A 19,336-nucleotide genomic window follows, 5' to 3' on the forward strand; every position below is an offset into this window, starting at 1 on the left:
GATGGCATCGGAAGCAAGCCTATAGGCAGGGCCTTCGAATTGCCGCTTTCACGCCGGCCCGCGTGTGGAAGGGCACCCCCGGGTTGTCCACAACCCCGGTCCGACGAGCCGCCGCGAGCTGTGGTCCTGCCTAACCTTCCACTCACATCCGTACTGAGCCTGAAGGAGGCGTCGTGGCCCTGCATGTCACGCTGGTTGCCGGCCCTGACACACCCTCCGGCGTTGCCGCCATGCTCCCGCGGGAGGTGGTGGTCGACCTGCGGTCGGCGGCTACGGGGGCGGACCTTGAGGAGCATCTCCACTCAACCTTCGGCGGCGCGTTCTTCACGGTGTCGGGGATTCCTCTCGAACACCTCACCCCGGGCATTCCCCCGCTGGTCAACGGCGCCGTGCTCGTGGCCGGCGGTGCACTGCACCGCGGCCCGGGAAGGTGGTCGCGTGCCCCCCGTGGCGGGCCCGGCCTCGTCTTCGTCGTCGGCACCGGCCCGGACGCGGGGCAGCTCACCGCGCTGGGCCGCGGGCGCTACACGATCGGCCGGGACGGCTGCGACATTGTCATCCGCGACCCGGAGCTTTCGCGTTGGCACGCCACGCTGGACCTTGGAGGAAATGCCGTCCGTCTTCGGGATGCCGGATCGGCGAACGGTACCTGGGTCGACGGGCGCAGGATCACCGAAGCGGTGATCACCACAGCATCGTCGCTGCGGATCGGCGGCTCGACCTGTTCGCTTGCCGTGTTCCGGAAGCCGTCGACGCCGCCGGGTCCACCGGAGCCGATTGACCTTCCGCTGGAGGTGACCGCTCCCCCCGATACGGACCGCGGGCGCCAGGTGCTCGCCGCGGCGCTGGTGTCACTGCTGCTTGGGGCAGGCATTGCGGCGGTTACCCAGATGGGGCTCTTCCTCGCCTTCAGTGCATTGTCGACGCTGACGGCCGTGGTGTCACTGCTTGTGGGACGACGGCGAGCGCGGCGCTTCGCGGCCGATGTAAAGGATGCCGCCCGCCGGCACGAGGAGCGGCGGCATGCGGCGCCGGATGTGGGACGTGTCGCCCTTGCTGCGGCAGCGGCGTCCTTTATCCAGCCGGCCGCTGCGGGTTCAGGGGTCGCGGGTCCAGGGGTGGCGGGTTCAGGGGTGGCGGGTTCAGGGGTGGCGGGTTCAGGGGTGGCGGGTTCAGGGGTGGCGGGTTCAGGGGTGGCGGGTTCAGGGGTCGCAGCTCCGGGGGTGCGGGCCGAGCACGTGCGGCTGCGGGCGGGCACCGCCGACCAGCCGGCGCGGCTTGAGGTCAGCCCACCCATCCCGGGCTGGAAACCTCCGGTGCTCAGGTCGGTTCCGGTGCTCGTCGACCTTCCCCTGCGCCCGGCCCATCCCGCGGTTTCGGCCGAGGTGGTTTTCCGGGGATCCCGCAGCGACCTCCTCGGCCTCGCGCGGTGCATTCTGCTCCAGTGGGCCGCTGCACAGGGGTGTTTGCCGGGGGTTGTGTGTTGGGGCGAGCCGTGGCAGCTGCCCCTCAGCGCACGGTTCCTCCCCGGGGTGCACCTTGCCTCGACTCCGGAAAGCCTCGAGGACCTCATGACGCATGGTGGCTGTACCGGGGTCCTGCAGTTCAGCCCGCTGCCTGCGCTTCCGGAGGGGACAGCCGCGGTCGTCCGCTTCATCAGCGCCGCGCCGAGGGAAGATGCGGGCAAGCGGGCGGGACCGGCGGTCATGGAGATGGAGACGGAGGGGCGGGTACTGCCGTTCGCGCCGGATCTTGTCGGTGCCCTTACGTTCGAGCGGACCGCCCGCGCACTGGGCTCGGGCACTGCACCGGCGACAGGGGAAACTAGAGCTTCCCTGCCGCGCAGCTGCTCCTTTTGGGACTGCATCGGCTCATCGAGCAGCCCGGCAGCGGGCGAGGTGACAAGCCGCTGGGATGCCACAAGGAGCGTCACTGGGGTGCGCGTCCCGATCGGCTGCACCGAGCGTGGCTTCCTGGTCCTTGACCTCGTTGCGCAGGGCCCGCACCTGCTCGTTACCGGAAGCACCGGGTCGGGGAAATCCGAGTTCCTCAAGGTCCTCGTGCTGGCCACCGCGGCCGCCTATCCTCCTGAAGCCGTCAACTTCCTCCTGATCGACTTCAAGGGCGGTTCGGGACTTGGGGCGCTCGCGGACCTCCCCCACTGTGTCGGGCTGCTCACCGACCTGACCCTCGAGTCGATGGCTCGGGCGCTGACTTCCCTGATTGCCGAGCTGCGCCGGAGGGAACAGCTCTTCGCCGAATGGGGAGCACCGGACCTTGAGCAGTTCCCTCGGACAGCATCGGCGCCGCCGGTCGCCCGCCTCGTGGTGGTGATCGATGAGTTCCGCATGCTTACCGACGCCGTGCCGGGAGCGGCCGCCGACCTCATGAAGCTCGCCTCCCTGGGCCGTTCGCTCGGAATCCACCTGGTGATGGCGACCCAGCGCCCCCAGGGCGCAATCGGCGCCGATATCCGCGCCAACGTCACGACGACGATCGCGTTCCGCATGCAGGGGGCACAGGACTCCCAGGATGTCCTCGGGTCGGAGGAGGCATCGGTGATCCCGGTGGGCTGCCCCGGGCGGGCGTTCCTCAAAGTCGGACCTGCCGCCGCGGTGGGATTCCAGTCGGCGGACATCGCGCGCCCGCGGTCGCTGCGTGATCCTGTTGCCGACCTCGCTGAGTACCTCCGCCCGCGTGCCGGCTCCGCAGTTCCCCGCCCACACGCAGAGGAGGATCGGGCGGCCGGACTCCACTGCCTCGTTGCGGCGCTTGCCGGAGCGTGGCGCGAGTCCGGTGCAGCGCCGCTGCGGCGGCCGGTCCTCCCGCAGCTCCCGCCGGTCCTGCCGCGCACGCGGGTGCCACAGGGCGGCGGGAGGGCGGTTCTGGGCGTCATCGACCGACCCGACCGCCAGGAACAGCAGTGCCTCGGGTGGACGCCGCGGGAACATTCGCACGTTGCCTTCATCGGACCCGCGGGGTCCGGGTCCGTCCAGGCTCTCCAGGTCCTGGCCCGCGAGACTCTGTCGGCGGAGCCCAACATCCATGCGTATGTCCTCGACGGTGACGGATCGCTCCGATTCACGGCTCACGCGGCCCAGACAGGTGCGTATGTCGCCGGGCATGAGGCCAAACGGGCAGCGCGGGTCCTTCACCGGTTGGCCGACCTTGTCGGCGGCCGGCTCGCCGGTACCGAGGGCCCTCCTGAACAGCTGGTCTGCGCATTCATTTCGGGGTGGGGCAGATGGAGTGGCCTCTTCCGGGATGGCAGGTATGCGGCCGCCGAGGAAGCACTGCTCGCCGTGATGAGGGACGGAGGCGACGTTGGGGTCGTCGTCGCGACGACGGGCATGCGAGAACTGATCACGGGACGCCCCTTCGCTGCCATTCCCAGCAGGGCATACTTTCCCACCGGGGCACACGAGGACACCCTCATGACCTGGCCGCCGCTGCCTGCAATGGACAGGGTTCCAGGGCGGGGCTTCGTTCTCGGAAGGATGGCGGGGCAAGCTCCGGCCGTAGCGCAGTTCATTGACGCCGGCGGTACCCCCGCGCTGCCCGCGTTCCTGCCGCCGCCCCGGCGCCGGCCGTTCAGGGTGGAGCCGCTGCCTGCCGTCGTGCCGGCCTCGGCGCTCGCGGCGGCACCGGCTCCTCCCGTTGCCGCCGCGGCTGGATTTGGGTGTGCCGTTCCCATCGGGGTGGCGGGGGACGAGCTTGAAACGGTCCACCTCAGTCTGCCCGTGGGTTTGCCCGTCCTGGCGCTCGGAGTCCCGGGCTCCGGACGCAGCAACCTGCTCGACCATATTGCGCTGTGTCTCCCGCCCGGGATGCTATGCCTCCGGCCGGCTCGCGGCAGCGGCAAAGCCGAGTACTGGGGCCTGTCCGCTGACAGTGCCTCGGCGGTTCCGCCCGAGGAGTGCGTCCTACTGCTTGACGACGCCGACCGGCTGGCCCCGGAGGTCCATCAGGCCGCCTCCTCACTTCTTGCCCGGGGTGCGCGGGCGGTGCTGACTGCGGCGCCGGGCCCCCTCCTGACGACGCGCGTTCCGTTGGCGTTGCAGGCCCGGGCGTCCGGGTCCGGGCTGGTCCTCGCGCCCCGCGCGGCAGCCGATGGAGATTTCTTCGGAGTGCGGCTCGATGTGTACGGACCTTTACTGCCCGGCCGGGGATTCCTCATCGACGGCGGGACCGCGACCGAGCTGCAGGTGGCGCTGTGCAGCGGTGTCAGTTCCTGAGGCCGCTTCACCCGGTTGGGTGTAACCACCAGGAGGGGCGCTTCACTGCCTACCCGCAGGTGGCCGCACTGCGTTGGAGAGTGCGGTGGAGTGCGGGGTTAGGGTGCGCGGTTGAAGTGCGTCCTTACAGGGCCCTGCCGGAATCCACCGTCCGCACCGTGTAGGCAAGCACCCGGGGCGTGAAGAGCAGCAGCAGCACAATGGCGCCGGGGATCACCATCACCAGGCCGCCGAGGACGGCGCCCGTGGAGAACAGCGACATCGAAAGAATCACAAGGAACAACTGGAACACCAAGGCTGCAGTGCGCGGCCAGCGGAATCCGCGCAGCAGCGCCCTGGCCACCGCCGCCAGCCAGCCCGCGAGAAGCAGCAGGAACACCACGATAAAGACCGCGCCGCCCACCGAGAGGGGGGTCGAAGTCAAAAGCCCGTTGATATACCACACGGCGATTGCCAGCAGCCCGAGGGATTCAAAAGCGAGCAGCCCCGCGATGATGACGACACCGGGCGGGCGCACAGCCAACGGTGTTTTCGCCTCCGCCGGCTCGGCCGCTTGCGGTGCATTGCGTGCTGGCTGGGTTTCCGAGCCCTTCGGACCGGTTTTCGGTCGGGATTTGCGACCGGATTGGGGACGCGGTGGTTCCGATCGGGGGGATTTCGTCACACCGGAACCCTATCGGATGGACGGCGCCGCCGCGAAGGGACTGGGCGGTTGGAGCGCCGCATTGCAAATCCCACGGACTGCCCAGCGCTCCCGACTGCGTGGGCCACATCGAGGGCCAAAACGCAAATATGCCGCTTCTGTGATGTAACGCTCACTCCTACCAGGCAACTCACGGCCCCGTACCCCTTGTTTACCAGACGGTAACGTGACAGCCTTGATAAAGGAAAACGCGGGGGCCGGATAGGGCCCCTTTACTATGAGGCCCTTCGTGAATCTTTTCACAAGGAGCTAAAGGAGAATGTGATCAACATGGATTGGCGTAGCCGCGCTGCGTGTCTGGATAAAGACCCGGAGTTGTTTTTCCCGGTCGGAAACACCGGACCGGCGCTTCTTCAGATCGAAGAGGCTAAAAGCGTCTGCCGCCGCTGCCCGGTGATCGACACCTGCCTTCAGTGGGCCATAGAATCCGGCCAGGACTCCGGCGTTTGGGGTGGCCTCAGCGAAGACGAACGGCGGGCACTCAAGCGCCGTGCAGCCCGCGCCCGCCGGGCCTCCTAACCGGGTGGAGTAGCAGATCTGAGACTTTCTCAGCCATACTAAAAGGAAGGGCCGCCCCGATGGGCGGCCCTTCCTTTTTCTGCCTGCGTTCCTGCGTGCGCTTTCCTGCGTGGGCTTTACTGCGGTTGGCCGCACCACAGCGGGGAACGTTAAGCGTTTTCCCCGCTCAGGCCGACCTCGATCGTCACCGAGGTCCCCCCGCCTTCGCGGGCGCTCCACTCGATGGTCCCGCCGAGTTCGCTTGTCACAAGGGTGCGGACGATCTGGAGGCCGAGCCCCTCGGCGTGGCCGCCGGGCGGCAGTCCTATGCCGTCGTCGGCGATCGTCACGTCGAGGACTTCCTCTCCACTGTGGTCCGTGCGCCGGTTCGCCAGCAGCCATACGGTGCCTCCCCGCTCGGCGAGGCCGTGCTCGACGGCGTTGGTGACGAGCTCGTTGATCACGAGGGCAAGCGGAGTGGCGAAGTCGCTGGGCAGTTCCCCAAAATCTCCGCTGCGTTCCGTGCGTACGGTCTGCGCCGGTGATGCGACTTCGGCGGAGAGCCTGAACTGTCGCGCAATCAGCTCGTCGAAGTCGACGCTCTGCGACAAGCCCTGGGAGAGCGTCTCATGGACGAGGGCGATCGTGCCGACCCTGCGCATCGCCTGCTCCAGGCCCTGTTTCCCCTCCTCGCTGACCATGCGGCGCGACTGCATGCGCAGCAACGCTGCGACGGTCTGCAGGTTGTTCTTCACACGGTGGTGGATTTCCCGGATTGTCGCGTCCTTTGAGACGAGCTCCATTTCGCGCCGCCGCAGTTCGGAGACGTCGCGCACGAGCACGAGGGCACCGAAGCGTTCCTTCTCGTCCCGCAGCGGAATGGCCCGAAGGGAAAGACTGACTCCCCGCGAGGCTATTTCCGTTCGCCACGGCATGCGGCCGGTGACAACGAGCGGAAGGGTCTCGTCGACCATCCGCCGGTCCTTCAGCAGCGGCGTTGTGATTTCGGCCAGCGGCCGTCCCTCGAGGGTCTCGACGTCGCCGAGCCGCCGGAAGGCGGAGACGCCGTTGGGGCTCGCATACTGCACGACTCCTTCAACGTCGAGGCGGATCAGTCCGTCGCCCACGCGGGGGGCGCCGCGGCGGGAACCGGTGGGCGTCGCGAAGTCCGGCCAGAGCCCGAGCGTGCCCATCCGCAGCAGGTCGTGGGCACACTGGCGGTAGGTCAGCTCCAGCCGGGAGGGCATGCGCGAGCTTGAGAGGTCCATGTGCGTGGTCACGACCGCAAGGGTCCGCCCGTTGCGCACCATGGGGACCGCCTCGACGCGCATGGCCATATCGGTGGTCCAGCTTGTCTCGGGCGTGCGCTCGATCCGCTGGCTTTCCCAGGCGCGGTCCACCAGCGGGAGCAGATCCGCCCGGATCCGCTCCCCCACGAAGTCGCTGTGGAAGACGGTCTGCGATGTGGACGGGCGCGCGTGGGCGAGCGCCACGTAGCCGCCCTCCTCGAGCGGGAACCACAGTGCGAGGTCAGCAAAGGCAAGGTCGGCGACCATCTGCCAGTCGCCCACGAGCAAGTGAAGCCATTCGGCGTCGCCCGGGGCAAACCCCTTGTAGTCCCGGATCGGGTCGGTGAAGATCGCCATTGGACCGGATCAGCGGACGATGGATCGCAGGAGGCGGAGCGCCACCGAGAGCGACGAAATGTCGTCCCGCTCCAGCCTGTTGACCTCAGCGAACATGCTGCGGGCCCGTTCCAGCTGGTCGGCGTTCGAAGCCTCCCACTGACCGAGCCGTTCCAACGCGTCGGCGCCCCGCTGCGACGATTTCAACACCGCCACCGTGATGTCAGCGACCGTTGAGTAGAGATCATCGCGCAATGCCGCGCGGGCGAGCGCCTGCCACCGGTCGGTCCGCGGGAGCAGCGTGATGCGCTCAAGCAGGTTGTCGACCCGGAACCGGTCATAGACCGCGTAGTAGACCCGGGCGATGTCCTCAACGGGTTCATCGACCCGGCGGGTGCTGTACGCGATGTCGAGCAGGGCGAAGGATTCGAACTGCTCGGCCCACGTGGAGCGGATGGACTCGGGAAGGCCCCGCTCCTCTGCCGCTGCCCGCCACTTCTCAACGCGCTCAAGGTCGCAGCCGCGGACAAAGGAGGCGAGCCGGGACCGCAGCGGATCGATGAGGGGCTTGAACGCCGCAATGTCCTCTTCGACTGTGGTTCCGGCTTCGACGTGGTTCACGAACCAGCGGACGGCACGGTCGAGCAGACGGCGCAGGTCGAGGTGGACCTCGCACCAGTGCTCGGTTGAGAAGTCGGCGGGCAGGTCCTCGAGCGCGCTGACGATCGAGTCAAGCTCGTAGATCTCGCGCAGCGCGACGAAGGCCCGGGCCACGACGGCTTCGGGAACGGAGGTCTCCTCCATCACCCTAAAGGCGAAGGTGATGCCGCCCATGTTCACCATGTCGTTAGCGATCGTGGTCGCGATAATCTCCCGACGGAGCGGGTGCGTATCGAGCATGTCCCCAAAGCGCTCAACGAGCTGGTACGGGAAGTACTGGCGCAGGGTACCCGAGAACCACGGATCGTCGGGCAGGTTGCTGGCGGTGAGTGCCTTGGCCAGTTCGATCTTTGCGTAGGCGGCGAGGACCGACAGCTCGGGCGAGGTGAGGCCCTTGCCTGTCTCGAGCCGTGCGCGGAGCTCCTTGGTCGTCGGCAGGGATTCGAGGCCGCGGTCGAGGTCCGCCTTCACCTCGAGCCAGTCCATCAGCCGCTCAAAGCTAGGGCTCCACTCGATGATGCGCTGGCGGTCGTTCAGCAGCAGCACGTTCTGGTCGATGTTGTCGCGCAGGACGAGCTCGCTGACCTGATCCGTCATTGAGTGAAGGAACGCCGGACGTTCCTCCTCCGTCATCCGGCCAAGGCTCACCATGCGGTCGACGAAGATCTTGATGTTGACCTCGTGGTCGGAGCAGTCGACTCCGGCCGAGTTGTCGATCGCGTCGGTGTTGAGGACCACCCCGTTGAGTGCGGCCTCGATCCGGCCCCGCTGGGTCATGCCCAGGTTGCCGCCCTCTCCGACGACCTTGACGCGCAGGTCACTGCCGTTGATCCGGATTGCGTCATTGGCTCGGTCACCGACTTCCGCGTTGGTCTCCGCAGAGGACTTCACGTAGGTGCCGATGCCGCCGTTGTAGAGCAGGTCGGCCGGCGCGCTGAGGATGGCCCGCAGCAGCTCCGGCGGGCTGAGGGTGCTGACCGAGCCGTCGAGGCCCAGCACCTCCCGGACCTGCTGCGACACGGGAATGGTCTTCGCCTGGCGGGGGTAGATGCCGCCACCCTCGCTGAGCAGTGAGGCGTCGTAGTCCTCCCAGCTTGAGCGCGGCAGCTCGAACAGCCGCCGCCGTTCGGCGTAGGAGGCCGCGGTGTCGGGATTCGGGTCGAGGAAGATGTGCCTGTGGTCGAAGGCCGCAACGAGCTTGATGTGCTCCGACAGGAGCATTCCGTTGCCGAAGACGTCGCCGCTCATGTCGCCGACGCCAACGACCGTGAAGTCCTGGGTCTGGGTATCAATGTCGAACTCGCTGAAGTGGCGCTTGACCGATTCCCAGGCGCCGCGGGCCGTGATGCCCATCGCCTTGTGGTCGTAGCCCACCGAGCCCCCCGAGGCGAACGCGTCGCCAAGCCAGAAGCCGTACTCCTCCGACAGGCTGTTGGCGATGTCGGAGAAGGACGCAGTGCCCTTGTCAGCAGCAACGACAAGGTAGGAGTCGTCGCTGTCATGGCGGACCACGCGGTCGGGAACGACGACGGACTCTTTTCCGTCCGTCGTCACGAGGTTGTCGGTGATGTCGAGCAGGCCCCGGATGAAGGTGCGGTAGCTGGCCTGTCCTTCAGCCATCCAGGCGGCGCGGTCGATGCTCGGATCGGGCAGCTGCTTCGGGAAGAACCCGCCCTTGGCGCCGGTCGGAACGATGACGGCGTTCTTGACGGTCTGCGCCTTGACCAGGCCGAGGACCTCGGTGCGGAAATCCTCGCGGCGGTCGGACCACCGCAGGCCTCCCCGGGCGATTTCGCCGAAGCGGAGGTGCACTCCTTCGACCTGCGGCGAGTAGACCCAGATTTCGTACTTGGGACGTGGGAACGGCGCGCCGTCGATGATCGGGGTGTTCAGTTTGAAGCTGACGTGGCGCTTGTCCTGGAAGAAGTTCGTGCGCAGAGTCGCTTCGATCAGGTTGATGAAGGTGCGCAGCACCCGGTCGGCGTCGAGCGTGAGGACCTGCTCGAGCCCTTCGGTAAGCTCCCGCCGCACCGCATCGGCCGCCTCTGTGCGGTCGCCCGCCAGCTCCGGATCGAACCGCGCCTCGAAGAGCGCCACGAGCGCCCGTCCAACCACGGGATTGCGCAGCAGGGTGTCGGCGACGAACCCGTAGGAGTTGGTGTTGCCGATCTGGCGCATGTATTTGGCATAGCCGCGCAGGATCAGCACCTGGCGCCACTTGAGGGTCTCGCGCAGGACGAGGCGGTCGAAGGTGTCGGATTCGCTGTCGCCCACAACGGCCGCCGCGAAGGCCTCCTTGAACAGGTCGGCGGTGGTGAGGGGGTCGATTCCGGCCGGGTACTTCAGGCCGAGGTCGTAGAGGAAGAACTGCTCGCCGTCGGCCCGGGAAATCTCGAACGGGCGCTCATCGAGGACTTCGAGCCCCAGGTTGTGCAGGAAGGGGAGGATCTGCGTGAGGCTGCGCGGTTCCCGGAGGTAGAGCTTGAGCCGGGCGTCTTCCTTGACGGTGTCTCCAGCGCCCTCCGGCACGTAGACGTGCATGCCGGGCGCGCCTGTCCGCGAGGCGCCGAGCGACTCAAAGCGGACGACGTCCTCGAGTGCCTCCTCCACCTCGTAGTCAACGCGGTATCCGGCCGGGAATGCCTCATCCCACAGGGAGGCGAGGTGTTTGGCGGTCTCGGCGTCGAAGCGGGTCTTGGCCACCTCGTCGATGCCTTCGGACCAGGACCGGGCCGCCCGGACCAGGCGCCCCTCGAGCTCTGCGGTGTCGACCGCAGGCACCTCCTCGCCCCGGGGCAGCCGGATGCGGAAGAACAGCCGGGCGAGCGCCGACTCGCTGACGCGTGCCTCGAAGTCGATTGAGTCGGCGTCGAAGGTGCGCTTGAGCTCATCCTCGATGCGCAGCCGCACGCTCGTCGTGTAGCGGTCGCGGGGAAGGAAAACGAGGGCGGACATGAAGCGTCCGTACACGTCGGGGCGCAGGAACAGCCTGGTGCGGCGCCGTTCCTGGAGGCGCAGGATGCCCATGGCGGTGTTGATGAGGTCCTGGACCTCGATCTGGAACAGCTCGTCACGCGGATAGGTTTCCGCGATCGACAGGAGGTCCTTGCCGGAATGGGAGTTCGAGGGGAACCCGCAGCGGCTGAGCATTTCGGCGACCTTGTCGCGGACGATCGGCACGTTGCGCACGGAGCCGGTGTAGGCGCTGGTTGCGAAGAGGCCGATGAACCGCCGCTCCCCGTTGACGTTGCCCTGGGCGTCGAAGCTCTTGATGCCGATGTAGTCGAGGTAGGCCGCACGGTGGACCGTGGAGCGTGAGTTGGCCTTGGTGATGAGCAGGGCCCGCTTCTCGCGCGCCTTCGCCCTGCCGGCCGTCGTCAGGTGCTGGATGCGCCGGGTGTCCCCGCCGTGGCGCAGCAGGCCAAGCCCGCTGCCCGGCCTGACCTGAAGAGCGTCGATGCCGGAATCTTCGACCAGGTCGTATTCCTTGTAGCCGAGGAAGGTGAAGTTGCCGTCGTCGAGCCAGCGAAGCAGCTCCTGTGCCTGCCGCAGGTCCGGGATGTCTCCGGCGCCTTCGACCGATCCCAGGGAATCGGCGATGCTCTGCGCCTTGCTGCGCATTTCCTGCCAGTCCTCGACGGCGAGGCGGACATCGCCAAGGACTTTCCGGAGCCCCTCGATGGTTGCCTGACGGCCGGCCTCGTCCCGCACCCGGTTGATCTCGATGGAGATCCAGGACTCGATCGACGTGATGCGCTCGTCGTGGGGGTCGGAGATGCGGGGAAGGGCGGCGGTGTCGCCGCTTGAGGCTCCTGCCGTTGAGGGAACCCGCCGGAGGTTGGTCAGCGAGGAGGAGCTTCGGTCGCGCTCCACCATGAACGTCGGGTGGATCACGAGGCGGATTGCCGCGTTCTGGCGCACGAGCTCGGCGGTGACCGAGTCGACGAGGAACGGCATGTCGTCAGTCGCGATCATCACGACACTTGAGTCGCCGACATCGATGACGTCGACGACGGGCTGTCCTACCGGGCGGGACGCTGCGAGCGTCCTGTGTGCGAGGGCCCGGCTGCGGAGCCCTTCACCGCTGATGGTCTCTGCGTCCTCCCCGGCGAGGTGTTCATAGTAGTGCTCAATGAAATCCTCAAGCGAAGTGTCTGAACTGAACTGATCCGTGACGCTGGATCCAGACGACATGAAAAACGCCTCCATAACGAGATTAAAGGCCGCCCCGTTGCAGCCCCTTACCTTGGAAGCCTAACGGGCATCCTCGAAAACTTCACTTCGTTGGAGCCCCATCCAAACCGGCGGCGCTGCCGTTGTTCAACCGTCACATCGGCAAGGGCAGCGATGGCCGTCCGGAGGGCCGAAGCGGGCGAGGTTTCAAGGAGAACCGAGCCGGTCAGGAGCGCCGCATCGGCGGCCTCGGAGTCGTCCGGAAGGAACGCCGCTATCCCGGCGGGCGGCCCAAACCTCTCCCACGCCTCGCGCAGCTGCAGTTCCGGGGCACGGCCCGCCGCAGCCGGCCTGACCCGGTTGAGGACAACCCGCGGGACCGCCGAGGGAACGGCCTCCTGCAGCTGCGCCAGCGCGCGGACGAGCCGGGGCACCCCGACGGTGTCGGCTGCGCCAACGGCCACGACGGCGTCGGCGAGCTCCAGGCAGCGCAGCGTGGCGCCGTTGCGCCGCGGTGCGACAGTGTCGAAGCTCAGTTCCTCGTCCGTCTCGAGGCAGAAACCGACGTCGATGATTGTGACGGCGGCCGCGGTGCGTGCAACAGTGATGACCCGGGCCAGGGCGGCGGGCCGCAGCTCGGGCCACCGGTCGGGGCGGGTCAGCCCCGTGAGCACCTGCATCCTCCCGCCGCGCACAGCAACGGTTGCCGAAACCCGGTCCAGGGCGGCGGCATCGAAAACCCCCTGGTCCGCCAGCCGGCACGCCTTGGCCAGTCCCGCCGATTCATCGAGCAGGCCCAGGAACGCACCGACGCTCGCGCCGTAGGTGTCGGCGTCGATCAGCAGCACCGGTGATCCGGAGGCGGCAAGTTCGGCTGCCATGTTCACCGCCACAGTGGTCCGGCCCGGGGCCCCGGTGGGTCCCCAGACCGCGGTGACCTTCCCCTTCCCCTGCTCGCCATCGTTGCCGTTTCCGGCCTCGATGGGCCGCAGTGCGGCAGCGGGGTCGGCGTAGGCGGTGCCCGGGTGGCCCGCCGGATTGGAGGGTTCAAGGGTTGCCACCGCGGAGGAGACCAGCTCGGCGAGTGCTTCGGCCGCTATTGATGTCGGGGCTGAGGCAACGCCCAGAGCCTGCGTCTGCGCAGCGGACGCGGCGCTGTCGGTGAGCGCGACGACCGCTACCCCGACGGTGCGCAGGCGCTCGAGCAGTGATGCTGTCAGCTCCCCCGCATCGGGTGAGAGGATGGCGGCGCGGGCGAGGCCCGTCTGGCCCGCGGCGAGCATTTCGGTGAAGTCGGCGCACCGGCGCACGACGGTCACCGGTCCCCGCAGTTTCTCAAGGCCCGTCACCTGCTCGCCTGCCGCCCTTCCGACGGTGACGACCGGTATGCTCACGGTCCGCCGCCGGGATTGAGGACGACCGCTATTCTCGCTTCGTTCGACAGGGCGTTGAGCAGGGCGGGCATGGTGGCGTCTTCGACAAGCACGTGCACCAGTGTTGCCGGGTTTGCGCCGAGGGCCGATTCGTTGACGGTCAGCTCCGCGATCTCCGCCGCCTCGAGCAGCAGCCGCGGCTCCTGGTACCTTCCGCTCTGCCCCTCCAGCGGGAGCGCGACCCACACGTCCACACGCGCTCCGGCCGCCGTGCCGGTGGGCAATGGATCGGAGACCGTCAGGCCGACCGGTTTGCGGTCGAGTTCATCGGGGGTGCCCACCGCTTCCGCGGGCACCAGCTCTCCCGCCCGCACCAGCCGGGTGGCAACCGCGCCCTCGGGCACGCCCGCCGCTGCGGGGAGGTAGGCGTCCTCAAGGCTGCCCAGGCGCACAGCTACGGTCGAGAAGTCATCCGGCCCGAGCGGCGCCCCCACCGGGATCTCCCCTCTTGCCGCAAGGACGTCGGTTGTCTTGTCGAGGCTCCCGATCAGGGCGACGACTCCGGCGGTGGAGGCGAGGACCAGGAGCACGCCAATGAGCAGACGGGGGTCCTTCAAGGACGGCTTCCGCAACCGTGGCGCCGGCACCGCGGTCGAGGGTCGGCTTTCGACGCTCATTCGACTCCCCCTGCGGGTCCGCCCTGGCTGGGGAATGTTCGAACGGCGGGGCCCGACTCCCTGCCATTGTTGTGCAGCGGTGCCGCAAAATAAACCTCGTCCAGCCAAATGAGCCCATTCTGTGGACAACTTGATTCTTCGGGGCCCATCGATGTCATCATGATGCTGATCGGTGACATCATTAGGGGAAGACAGGGCATCCGGCGGAAGGAAGGGCAATTGTTGTGGCTGAAAAGCGGTTCCTGACTCTTGCGGATGTTGGTGAGGTCCTGAACATCAGTTCCTCCCAGACATACGCCCTGGTGCGCTCGGGCGAGCTGCCCGCGATCCAGGTGGGCGGACGCGGACAGTGGCGGGTCGAGGCGAAGGTCCTCGAGGACTACATCGCGAAGGCCTACGAGAAATCGGCTTCCGCTCTCCGCGACAACCCGCGCGCCGTCAACAACGCCTAGGGCTGTTCCGACTCTCCGCCGCCGTCCCAATCCCCAGCTTGACCTGTCGTCGGCCCAGGGCCGGCCGGCAGGGGTCAGTTCGCGGAGAGAACCGCTGAGACTGCTCCGAACGGCAGCGCGAGGACCGAGACCACGTTTCCCGCGCGGCGCTGATCGCCCGCCGGAACGACGGCGAGTTCAAGGAAATCCCTGCCGACGCGGTCGATGGTCCCTGTGTATCCCCAGCCCTGGTGCCCTGCGTGGAGCGTCACCAGGGCGCGGTCACGGGCGAGTGCGCGGAATACCGAGCCGAGGCCGAGCCGGGCCTGCACCCGCGGCAGCGCGGGCCCGGGGTGGCGCCCAAGCCCCTCGATCGTCTGCACGGAGGCATACGGAATCAGGACCGACTGCCCGCCCGCTTCGAGAACGAGCCATTCGGAGCCGACGTGGGAGAGCTGGCCTGCGAAGTCCTGCCCGAAAGTGGTCCGCACATTGAGGATGTTCGACGGCTGGCCCGCGAGCCTTTCAGCCAGACTGACCTGGGACTGCTCTGCCCGGTGAAGCTCACCGACCAGCGCCTCTCCTTCGGCGGCGCGTGCCGCAGCGAACTGGTCCTCAAGATCATCGAATAACGCGTTCCACCGCATTTTCCGACCCTAGGTTTCCGGAAAGCCCCCGTCAACTGCAGCCATCAAAAACAAGTATAGACAAACCGCATCAAACGGCATCAAATTAAGCCAAACGTTCTGACGGGAGGCACCGTGAGTATTGCTTCAAGGGATGCCGTATCGGCCGCGGCACTTGCCCTCCTGGGCCTGCTGCTGTGGGGCGCCGGGCGTGCCATTCTCCGCAACGGCCCCGCCGCAACACGCTTTCAACTAGAGGACGGCCTTGGGCTTGCTGTCTCGGTCGCTGGACTTGCGGTCCTCGCCTGCTGGTCTGCGGCACTGCTCTTCGCCATAGCGGCGGAAGCCCTCACCCGTCTCGGGCATCCGCGCTCCGCCGCGCAGGCGCGGCGCCTGTCCCCCGCGTTCATGCGCCGCCTCGCCGCAGCCGTGCTCGGCGCCCACCTCGTTGCGGTACCGATCACCGCCGACGCCGCGCCGGCCGGCGGGTTCATACCGGCCGGCGGCACCACCACCGCGCTCTCCCCGGCACGGGGTGCGGCGGTGCTGGCGCGTTCCGATTCGCCCGCGCATTCCGGTGCGCCCGCCGAGGAGCAGAAGGTCACGCCACGGTGGAAGCCGCTGCCCTCCTTCTGCCAGCCTGGCCTGCTTGGTCGTCAGCCGGCGCCCCGGCCCTCGACGGCGCATGCCGAGCCCACGGTGGTCGTCGAGGAGGGGGACACCCTCTGGGCGATCGCCGCCGAGCACCTTGGCCCCTTTGCCACCGATGCGGAGATAGCCCTCGAATGGCCGCGCTGGTACTCCGCCAACGCGCGGGTGATCGGGCCTGACCCGTCACTCCTGACCCCCGGCGAGATCCTCAAACCACCCGGTGACCGGTGACCTGAAACCCTTCGACCTGCAGCCCTCAGCCCTCCCCGGGCTCGCCGCCTCACATGAAAGGCCAAGACCATGCCGGACCCGGCTCCCCTCACTGTCGATTTACTGACCGCTTCCCGCAGCCATTCCCCGGGCGCGGGTCCCGGCGCACGGACGGCTCCGCGGCCCCCGAATGGAGGCACGGAAGGCTCCCCACGGTCCCCCGGAGTCCCGGCTGGAGCCAAGGCCGGGCAGAGCGGGCCTGGGGGTGACGGGAGCCGAACCGGCGGGGTGGAGGCCCGGGTGGGCGCCATTGCCTGCGCTGTCGCCCAGGGCGCCGTGGAGGTGCTCGGAGGTACCCGCCCTGCCCACCAGATGTCGCGCTGGCTGGACCAGGACAGCTACGACCGGCTTGAGGTCAGGGCTTCGCTCATGCGTTCCGCAGCAGCGGCTCCGAAGGGACACCGGCTTGCCCCGCCCGCAGCGCAGCGGCGCAACCGGGGTGCGACGGTGCGGGCAGCGAGGCTGTGCCGGGTGTCCGACACCGCCTTCGAGGCCGCCCTCGTGGTGCACGACTGCACGAGGGCCCGGGCCGTTGCGCTCCGGGTGGAGGAGCGCCGCGGATCCTGGCGCATCACCGCCCTGGAGATCGGCTGAAGCTACTTCTTCGGGCGCTTGCCGTTGGAGCGCCCTGCCGTGCGTGCCTTCGTTTCGGCTACGGCCGTCTTGAGGCGCTCGACGTGGGTTTCGGCCTCGCCCTGGGCATTCGGTGCCGAGAAGTTCAGCGTCGCGGGCTGCCGCGGGGCTTCGAGGCCCGCCGCACGGACGGTGGGTCCCTGCACAAGCCCGCGGGCGTCCTGGACGCCGGGCAGTCCCGTCGACGCCGGTGCCGCGACCTCGACCTCGAGGTTGAACAGGTAGCCGATGGTCTCCTCGCGGATGGCCTCCATCATGGCCTGGAAGAGGACGAATCCTTCGCGCTGGTACTCGACGAGGGGATCCCTCTGGGCCATGGCGCGCAGGCCGATGCCCTCCTTGAGGTAATCCATCTCGTAGAGGTGTTCCTGCCACTTCCGCCCAATGACCGAGAGGACGACGCGCCGCTCCAGCTCGCGCATCGTCTGCTCGCCGAGGGCATCCTCGCGCGCCTGGTAGGCGAGCTTGGCGTCGGAAAGGATTTCAGCGTGGAGGAAGTCGCGGGTGATCTTGGACTTGCCTCCGGCCTCCTCGATCACTTCGTCGATGGTCAGGGTGATCGGATAAAGGGTCTTCAGGTTGGTCCACAGCAGTTCGTAGTCCCAGTCATCGCCGTGGCCCTGCGACGTTGCTTCGTCGACCATTGCCGTCACGACGTCCTCAAGGAAGTAACCGACCTTCTCCTTGAGGTCTCCGCCCTCAAGGATGCGCCGGCGGTCGCCGTAGATGGCTTCGCGCTGGCGGTTCAGGACGTCATCGTACTTCAGGACGTTCTTGCGCTGCTCGGCGTTGCGGCCCTCGACCTGGCCCTGGGCGTTCTCGATTGCCTTTGAGACAAGCCGCGACTCAAGCGCGATGTCATCGGGCATCGTCGAACTGTTCATGATGCGCTCCGCGCCGCCGGAGTTGAAAAGGCGCATCAGGTCGTCGGTGAGCGAAAGGTAGAAGCGCGACCGCCCGGGGTCCCCCTGGCGGCCGGAGCGTCCGCGGAGCTGGTTGTCGATGCGGCGTGATTCGTGGCGCTCGGTGCCCAGCACGTACAGCCCGCCGAGTTCGCGCACCTCTTCCTGCTCCGCCTCAACGGCCTTCTTTGCCGCCTCGAGGACTGCGGGCCACTGTGCCTCGTACTCTTCGGGGTTATCCGCCGGATCGAGCCCGCGTTTCTCCATTTCGGCGACGGCGTTGAATTCGGCGTTTCCGCCGAGCATGATGTCGGTGCCGCGGCCCGCCATGTTCGTTGCAACGGTGACGGCGCCCTTGCGGCCGGCCTGGGCGACGATCGCGGCTTCGCGCGCATGGTTCTTGGCGTTGAGGACCTCATGGCGGACTCCGGCCTTGGCCAGCTGCTTGGAGAGGTACTCGCTCTTCTCGACGCTCGTGGTTCCGACGAGGACGGGCTGGCCCGCCTCGTGGCGCTCGACGATGTCCTTGACGACGGCGTCGAACTTCGCCACCTCGTTCTTGTAGATCAGGTCCGAAAGGTCCTTGCGGGCCATGTCCTTGTTGGTGGGGATGGGCACCACGCCGAGCTTGTAGGTGGACATGAACTCGGCGGCCTCGGTCTCGGCCGTACCGGTCATGCCGGAGAGCTTGTCATAGAGCCTGAAGTAGTTCTGAAGGGTCACCGTGGCCAGGGTCTGGTTCTCGGCCTTGATCTCGACGCCTTCCTTGGCCTCGATCGCCTGGTGCATGCCCTCGTTGTAGCGGCGGCCGGCGAGGATGCGGCCGGTGTGCTCGTCGACGATCATGACTTCGCCGTTGAGGACCACGTAGTCCTTGTCGCGCTTGAACAGTTCCTTGGCCTTGATGGCGTTGTTGAGGAAACCGATCAGCGGGGTGTTCGCCGACTCGTACAGGTTGGAGATGCCAAGGTAGTCCTCGACCTTCTCGATGCCTGCCTCGAGCACGCCGACGGTGCGCTTCTTCTCATCGACCTCGTAGTCGGTGTCGACGTGGAGCTTCTTGACGACCTTCGCGAACTCGTTGTACCAGCGGTTCACGTCGCCTGAGGCCTGGCCGGAGATGATCAGCGGCGTACGGGCCTCGTCAATGAGAATGGAGTCGACCTCATCGACGATGGCGAAGTTGTGCCCGCGCTGGACGAGCTCCGCGGCGCTCCAAGCCATGTTGTCGCGCAGGTAGTCGAAGCCGAATTCGTTGTTGGTGCCGTAGGTGATGTCCGCCGCGTACTGCTCGCGGCGGGCCGCGGGATCCTGCTTGGAGAGGATGCAGCCGCTCGTCATTCCGAGGAAGCGGAAGACCCTGCCCATGAGGTCGGACTGGTACTCGGCGAGGTAGTCGTTGACCGTGACGATGTGGACGCCCTTGCCGGTCAGCGCGTTCAGGTAGGCGGGGGCTGTGGCGACGAGGGTCTTGCCCTCGCCGGTCTTCATCTCGGCGATGTTGCCGAGGTGGAGCGCTGCGCCGCCCATGAGCTGGACGTCGAAATGGCGCAGGCCGAGCGTGCGGCTCGAGGCTTCGCGGACCGCGGCGAACGCCTCGGGCAGGAGCGCGTCGAGGGATTCGCCGTCGGCGTGGCGCTTCTTCAGCCGGTCGGTCTCACCGCGCAGTTCGGCGTCGGACATCCCACGGAATTCGTCCTCGAGGACGTTGATCGCGTCTGCGTAGTTCCGGAGTTTCTTCAGTGTCTTCTTATCGCCGGTGCGGAGAACTCGTTCAAGAAGTGATGGCACTGGTATTCGCTCCCAATCTAAGGCTGCCCAAACGTGGCGTGTTCAGTCTACGGGAGAGACGCTCGGTCTCTCGATTTAGTTCCCTGCG

At 67.5% G+C, this 19,336-nt stretch carries 12 protein-coding genes; 5 read left to right on the forward strand and 7 right to left on the reverse strand.

All coding sequences use genetic code 11. The features are described 5' to 3' along the window. Window positions 1-173: 173 nt before the first annotated feature. Complete coding sequence (locus AC4D2R_RS14130) at window positions 174-4,235, forward strand: type VII secretion EssC family protein (RefSeq protein WP_490940695.1); 4,062 nt, start codon at window positions 174-176, stop codon at window positions 4,233-4,235. 124 nt (window positions 4,236-4,359) lie between these two features. Here the strand turns inward: AC4D2R_RS14130 and AC4D2R_RS14135 are convergent, their stop codons facing one another. Further along, window positions 4,360-4,752, reverse strand: coding sequence for a hypothetical protein (locus AC4D2R_RS14135; protein WP_490940697.1), 393 nt, complete (start codon window positions 4,750-4,752; stop codon window positions 4,360-4,362). Between the two features lie 456 nt (window positions 4,753-5,208). Here AC4D2R_RS14135 and AC4D2R_RS14140 point away from each other — a divergent pair, with 456 nt between their 5' ends. Further along, entirely contained in the window at window positions 5,209-5,457 is a 249-nt protein-coding gene (locus AC4D2R_RS14140; protein ID WP_490940934.1) for a WhiB family transcriptional regulator, read from the forward strand. A 149-nt stretch (window positions 5,458-5,606) separates the two neighbouring features. On the opposite strand, the gene AC4D2R_RS14145 is transcribed toward AC4D2R_RS14140, so the two are convergent. Genes AC4D2R_RS14145 through AC4D2R_RS14160 form a run of 4 tightly spaced genes read right to left on the reverse strand, consistent with a single transcriptional unit; the run spans window position 5,607 to window position 13,944 of the window. Then, window positions 5,607-7,082 carry a sensor histidine kinase gene (locus AC4D2R_RS14145; protein WP_490940699.1) on the reverse strand — a complete coding sequence of 492 codons (1,476 nt, stop codon included), beginning with the start codon at window positions 7,080-7,082 and terminating at the stop codon, window positions 5,607-5,609. A 9-nt stretch (window positions 7,083-7,091) separates the two neighbouring features. Further along, entirely contained in the window at window positions 7,092-11,915 is a 4,824-nt protein-coding gene (locus AC4D2R_RS14150; protein ID WP_490940700.1) for an NAD-glutamate dehydrogenase, read from the reverse strand. Window positions 11,916-11,962: 47 nt separating this feature from the next. Then, window positions 11,963-13,288 carry a CpaE/TadZ family protein gene (locus tag AC4D2R_RS14155; RefSeq protein WP_490940702.1) on the reverse strand — a complete coding sequence of 442 codons (1,326 nt, stop codon included), beginning with the start codon at window positions 13,286-13,288 and terminating at the stop codon, window positions 11,963-11,965. Then, window positions 13,285-13,944 carry a CpaB family protein gene (locus tag AC4D2R_RS14160; RefSeq protein WP_490940704.1) on the reverse strand — a complete coding sequence of 220 codons (660 nt, stop codon included), beginning with the start codon at window positions 13,942-13,944 and terminating at the stop codon, window positions 13,285-13,287. Before AC4D2R_RS14160 ends, AC4D2R_RS14155 begins: the two co-directional genes overlap by 4 nt. Window positions 13,945-14,168: 224 nt before the next feature. Between AC4D2R_RS14160 and AC4D2R_RS14165 the strand changes: the two genes are divergently transcribed. Next, entirely contained in the window at window positions 14,169-14,396 is a 228-nt protein-coding gene (locus tag AC4D2R_RS14165; protein ID WP_490899682.1) for a helix-turn-helix domain-containing protein, read from the forward strand. Between the two features lie 74 nt (window positions 14,397-14,470). Here the strand turns inward: AC4D2R_RS14165 and AC4D2R_RS14170 are convergent, their stop codons facing one another. After that, window positions 14,471-15,022: a hypothetical protein gene (locus AC4D2R_RS14170; RefSeq protein WP_490940706.1), complete on the reverse strand. Its 552-nt coding sequence runs from the start codon at window positions 15,020-15,022 to the stop codon at window positions 14,471-14,473. A gap of 114 nt (window positions 15,023-15,136) precedes the next feature. Between AC4D2R_RS14170 and AC4D2R_RS14175 the strand changes: the two genes are divergently transcribed. Both AC4D2R_RS14175 and AC4D2R_RS14180 read left to right on the forward strand, forming a co-directional pair. After that, window positions 15,137-15,883: a LysM peptidoglycan-binding domain-containing protein gene (locus tag AC4D2R_RS14175; RefSeq protein ID WP_490940708.1), complete on the forward strand. Its 747-nt coding sequence runs from the start codon at window positions 15,137-15,139 to the stop codon at window positions 15,881-15,883. A gap of 279 nt (window positions 15,884-16,162) precedes the next feature. Then, window positions 16,163-16,516, forward strand: coding sequence for an Rv3235 family protein (locus AC4D2R_RS14180; protein WP_490940710.1), 354 nt, complete (start codon window positions 16,163-16,165; stop codon window positions 16,514-16,516). Window positions 16,517-16,518: 2 nt separating this feature from the next. On the opposite strand, the gene secA is transcribed toward AC4D2R_RS14180, so the two are convergent. Next, the gene (gene secA / locus AC4D2R_RS14185; RefSeq protein ID WP_490940712.1) at window positions 16,519-19,248 is read right to left on the reverse strand and encodes a preprotein translocase subunit SecA; all 2,730 of its coding nucleotides are present in this window, start codon (window positions 19,246-19,248) and stop codon (window positions 16,519-16,521) included. Between the last annotated feature and the right edge of the window lie 88 nt (window positions 19,249-19,336).

This window comes from Arthrobacter sp. TJ-217, assembly GCF_058269255.1.

Coding starts and splice junctions, on each gene's coding strand:
- AC4D2R_RS14140 (WP_490940934.1), top strand. CDS start 5,209: ATGGATTGGCGTAGCCGCGCTGCGTGTCTGGATAAAGACCCGGAGTTG.
- AC4D2R_RS14145 (WP_490940699.1), bottom strand. CDS start 7,082: ATGGCGATCTTCACCGACCCGATCCGGGACTACAAGGGGTTTGCCCCG.
- AC4D2R_RS14150 (WP_490940700.1), bottom strand. CDS start 11,915: ATGTCGTCTGGATCCAGCGTCACGGATCAGTTCAGTTCAGACACTTCG.
- AC4D2R_RS14160 (WP_490940704.1), bottom strand. CDS start 13,944: ATGAGCGTCGAAAGCCGACCCTCGACCGCGGTGCCGGCGCCACGGTTG.
- AC4D2R_RS14170 (WP_490940706.1), bottom strand. CDS start 15,022: ATGCGGTGGAACGCGTTATTCGATGATCTTGAGGACCAGTTCGCTGCG.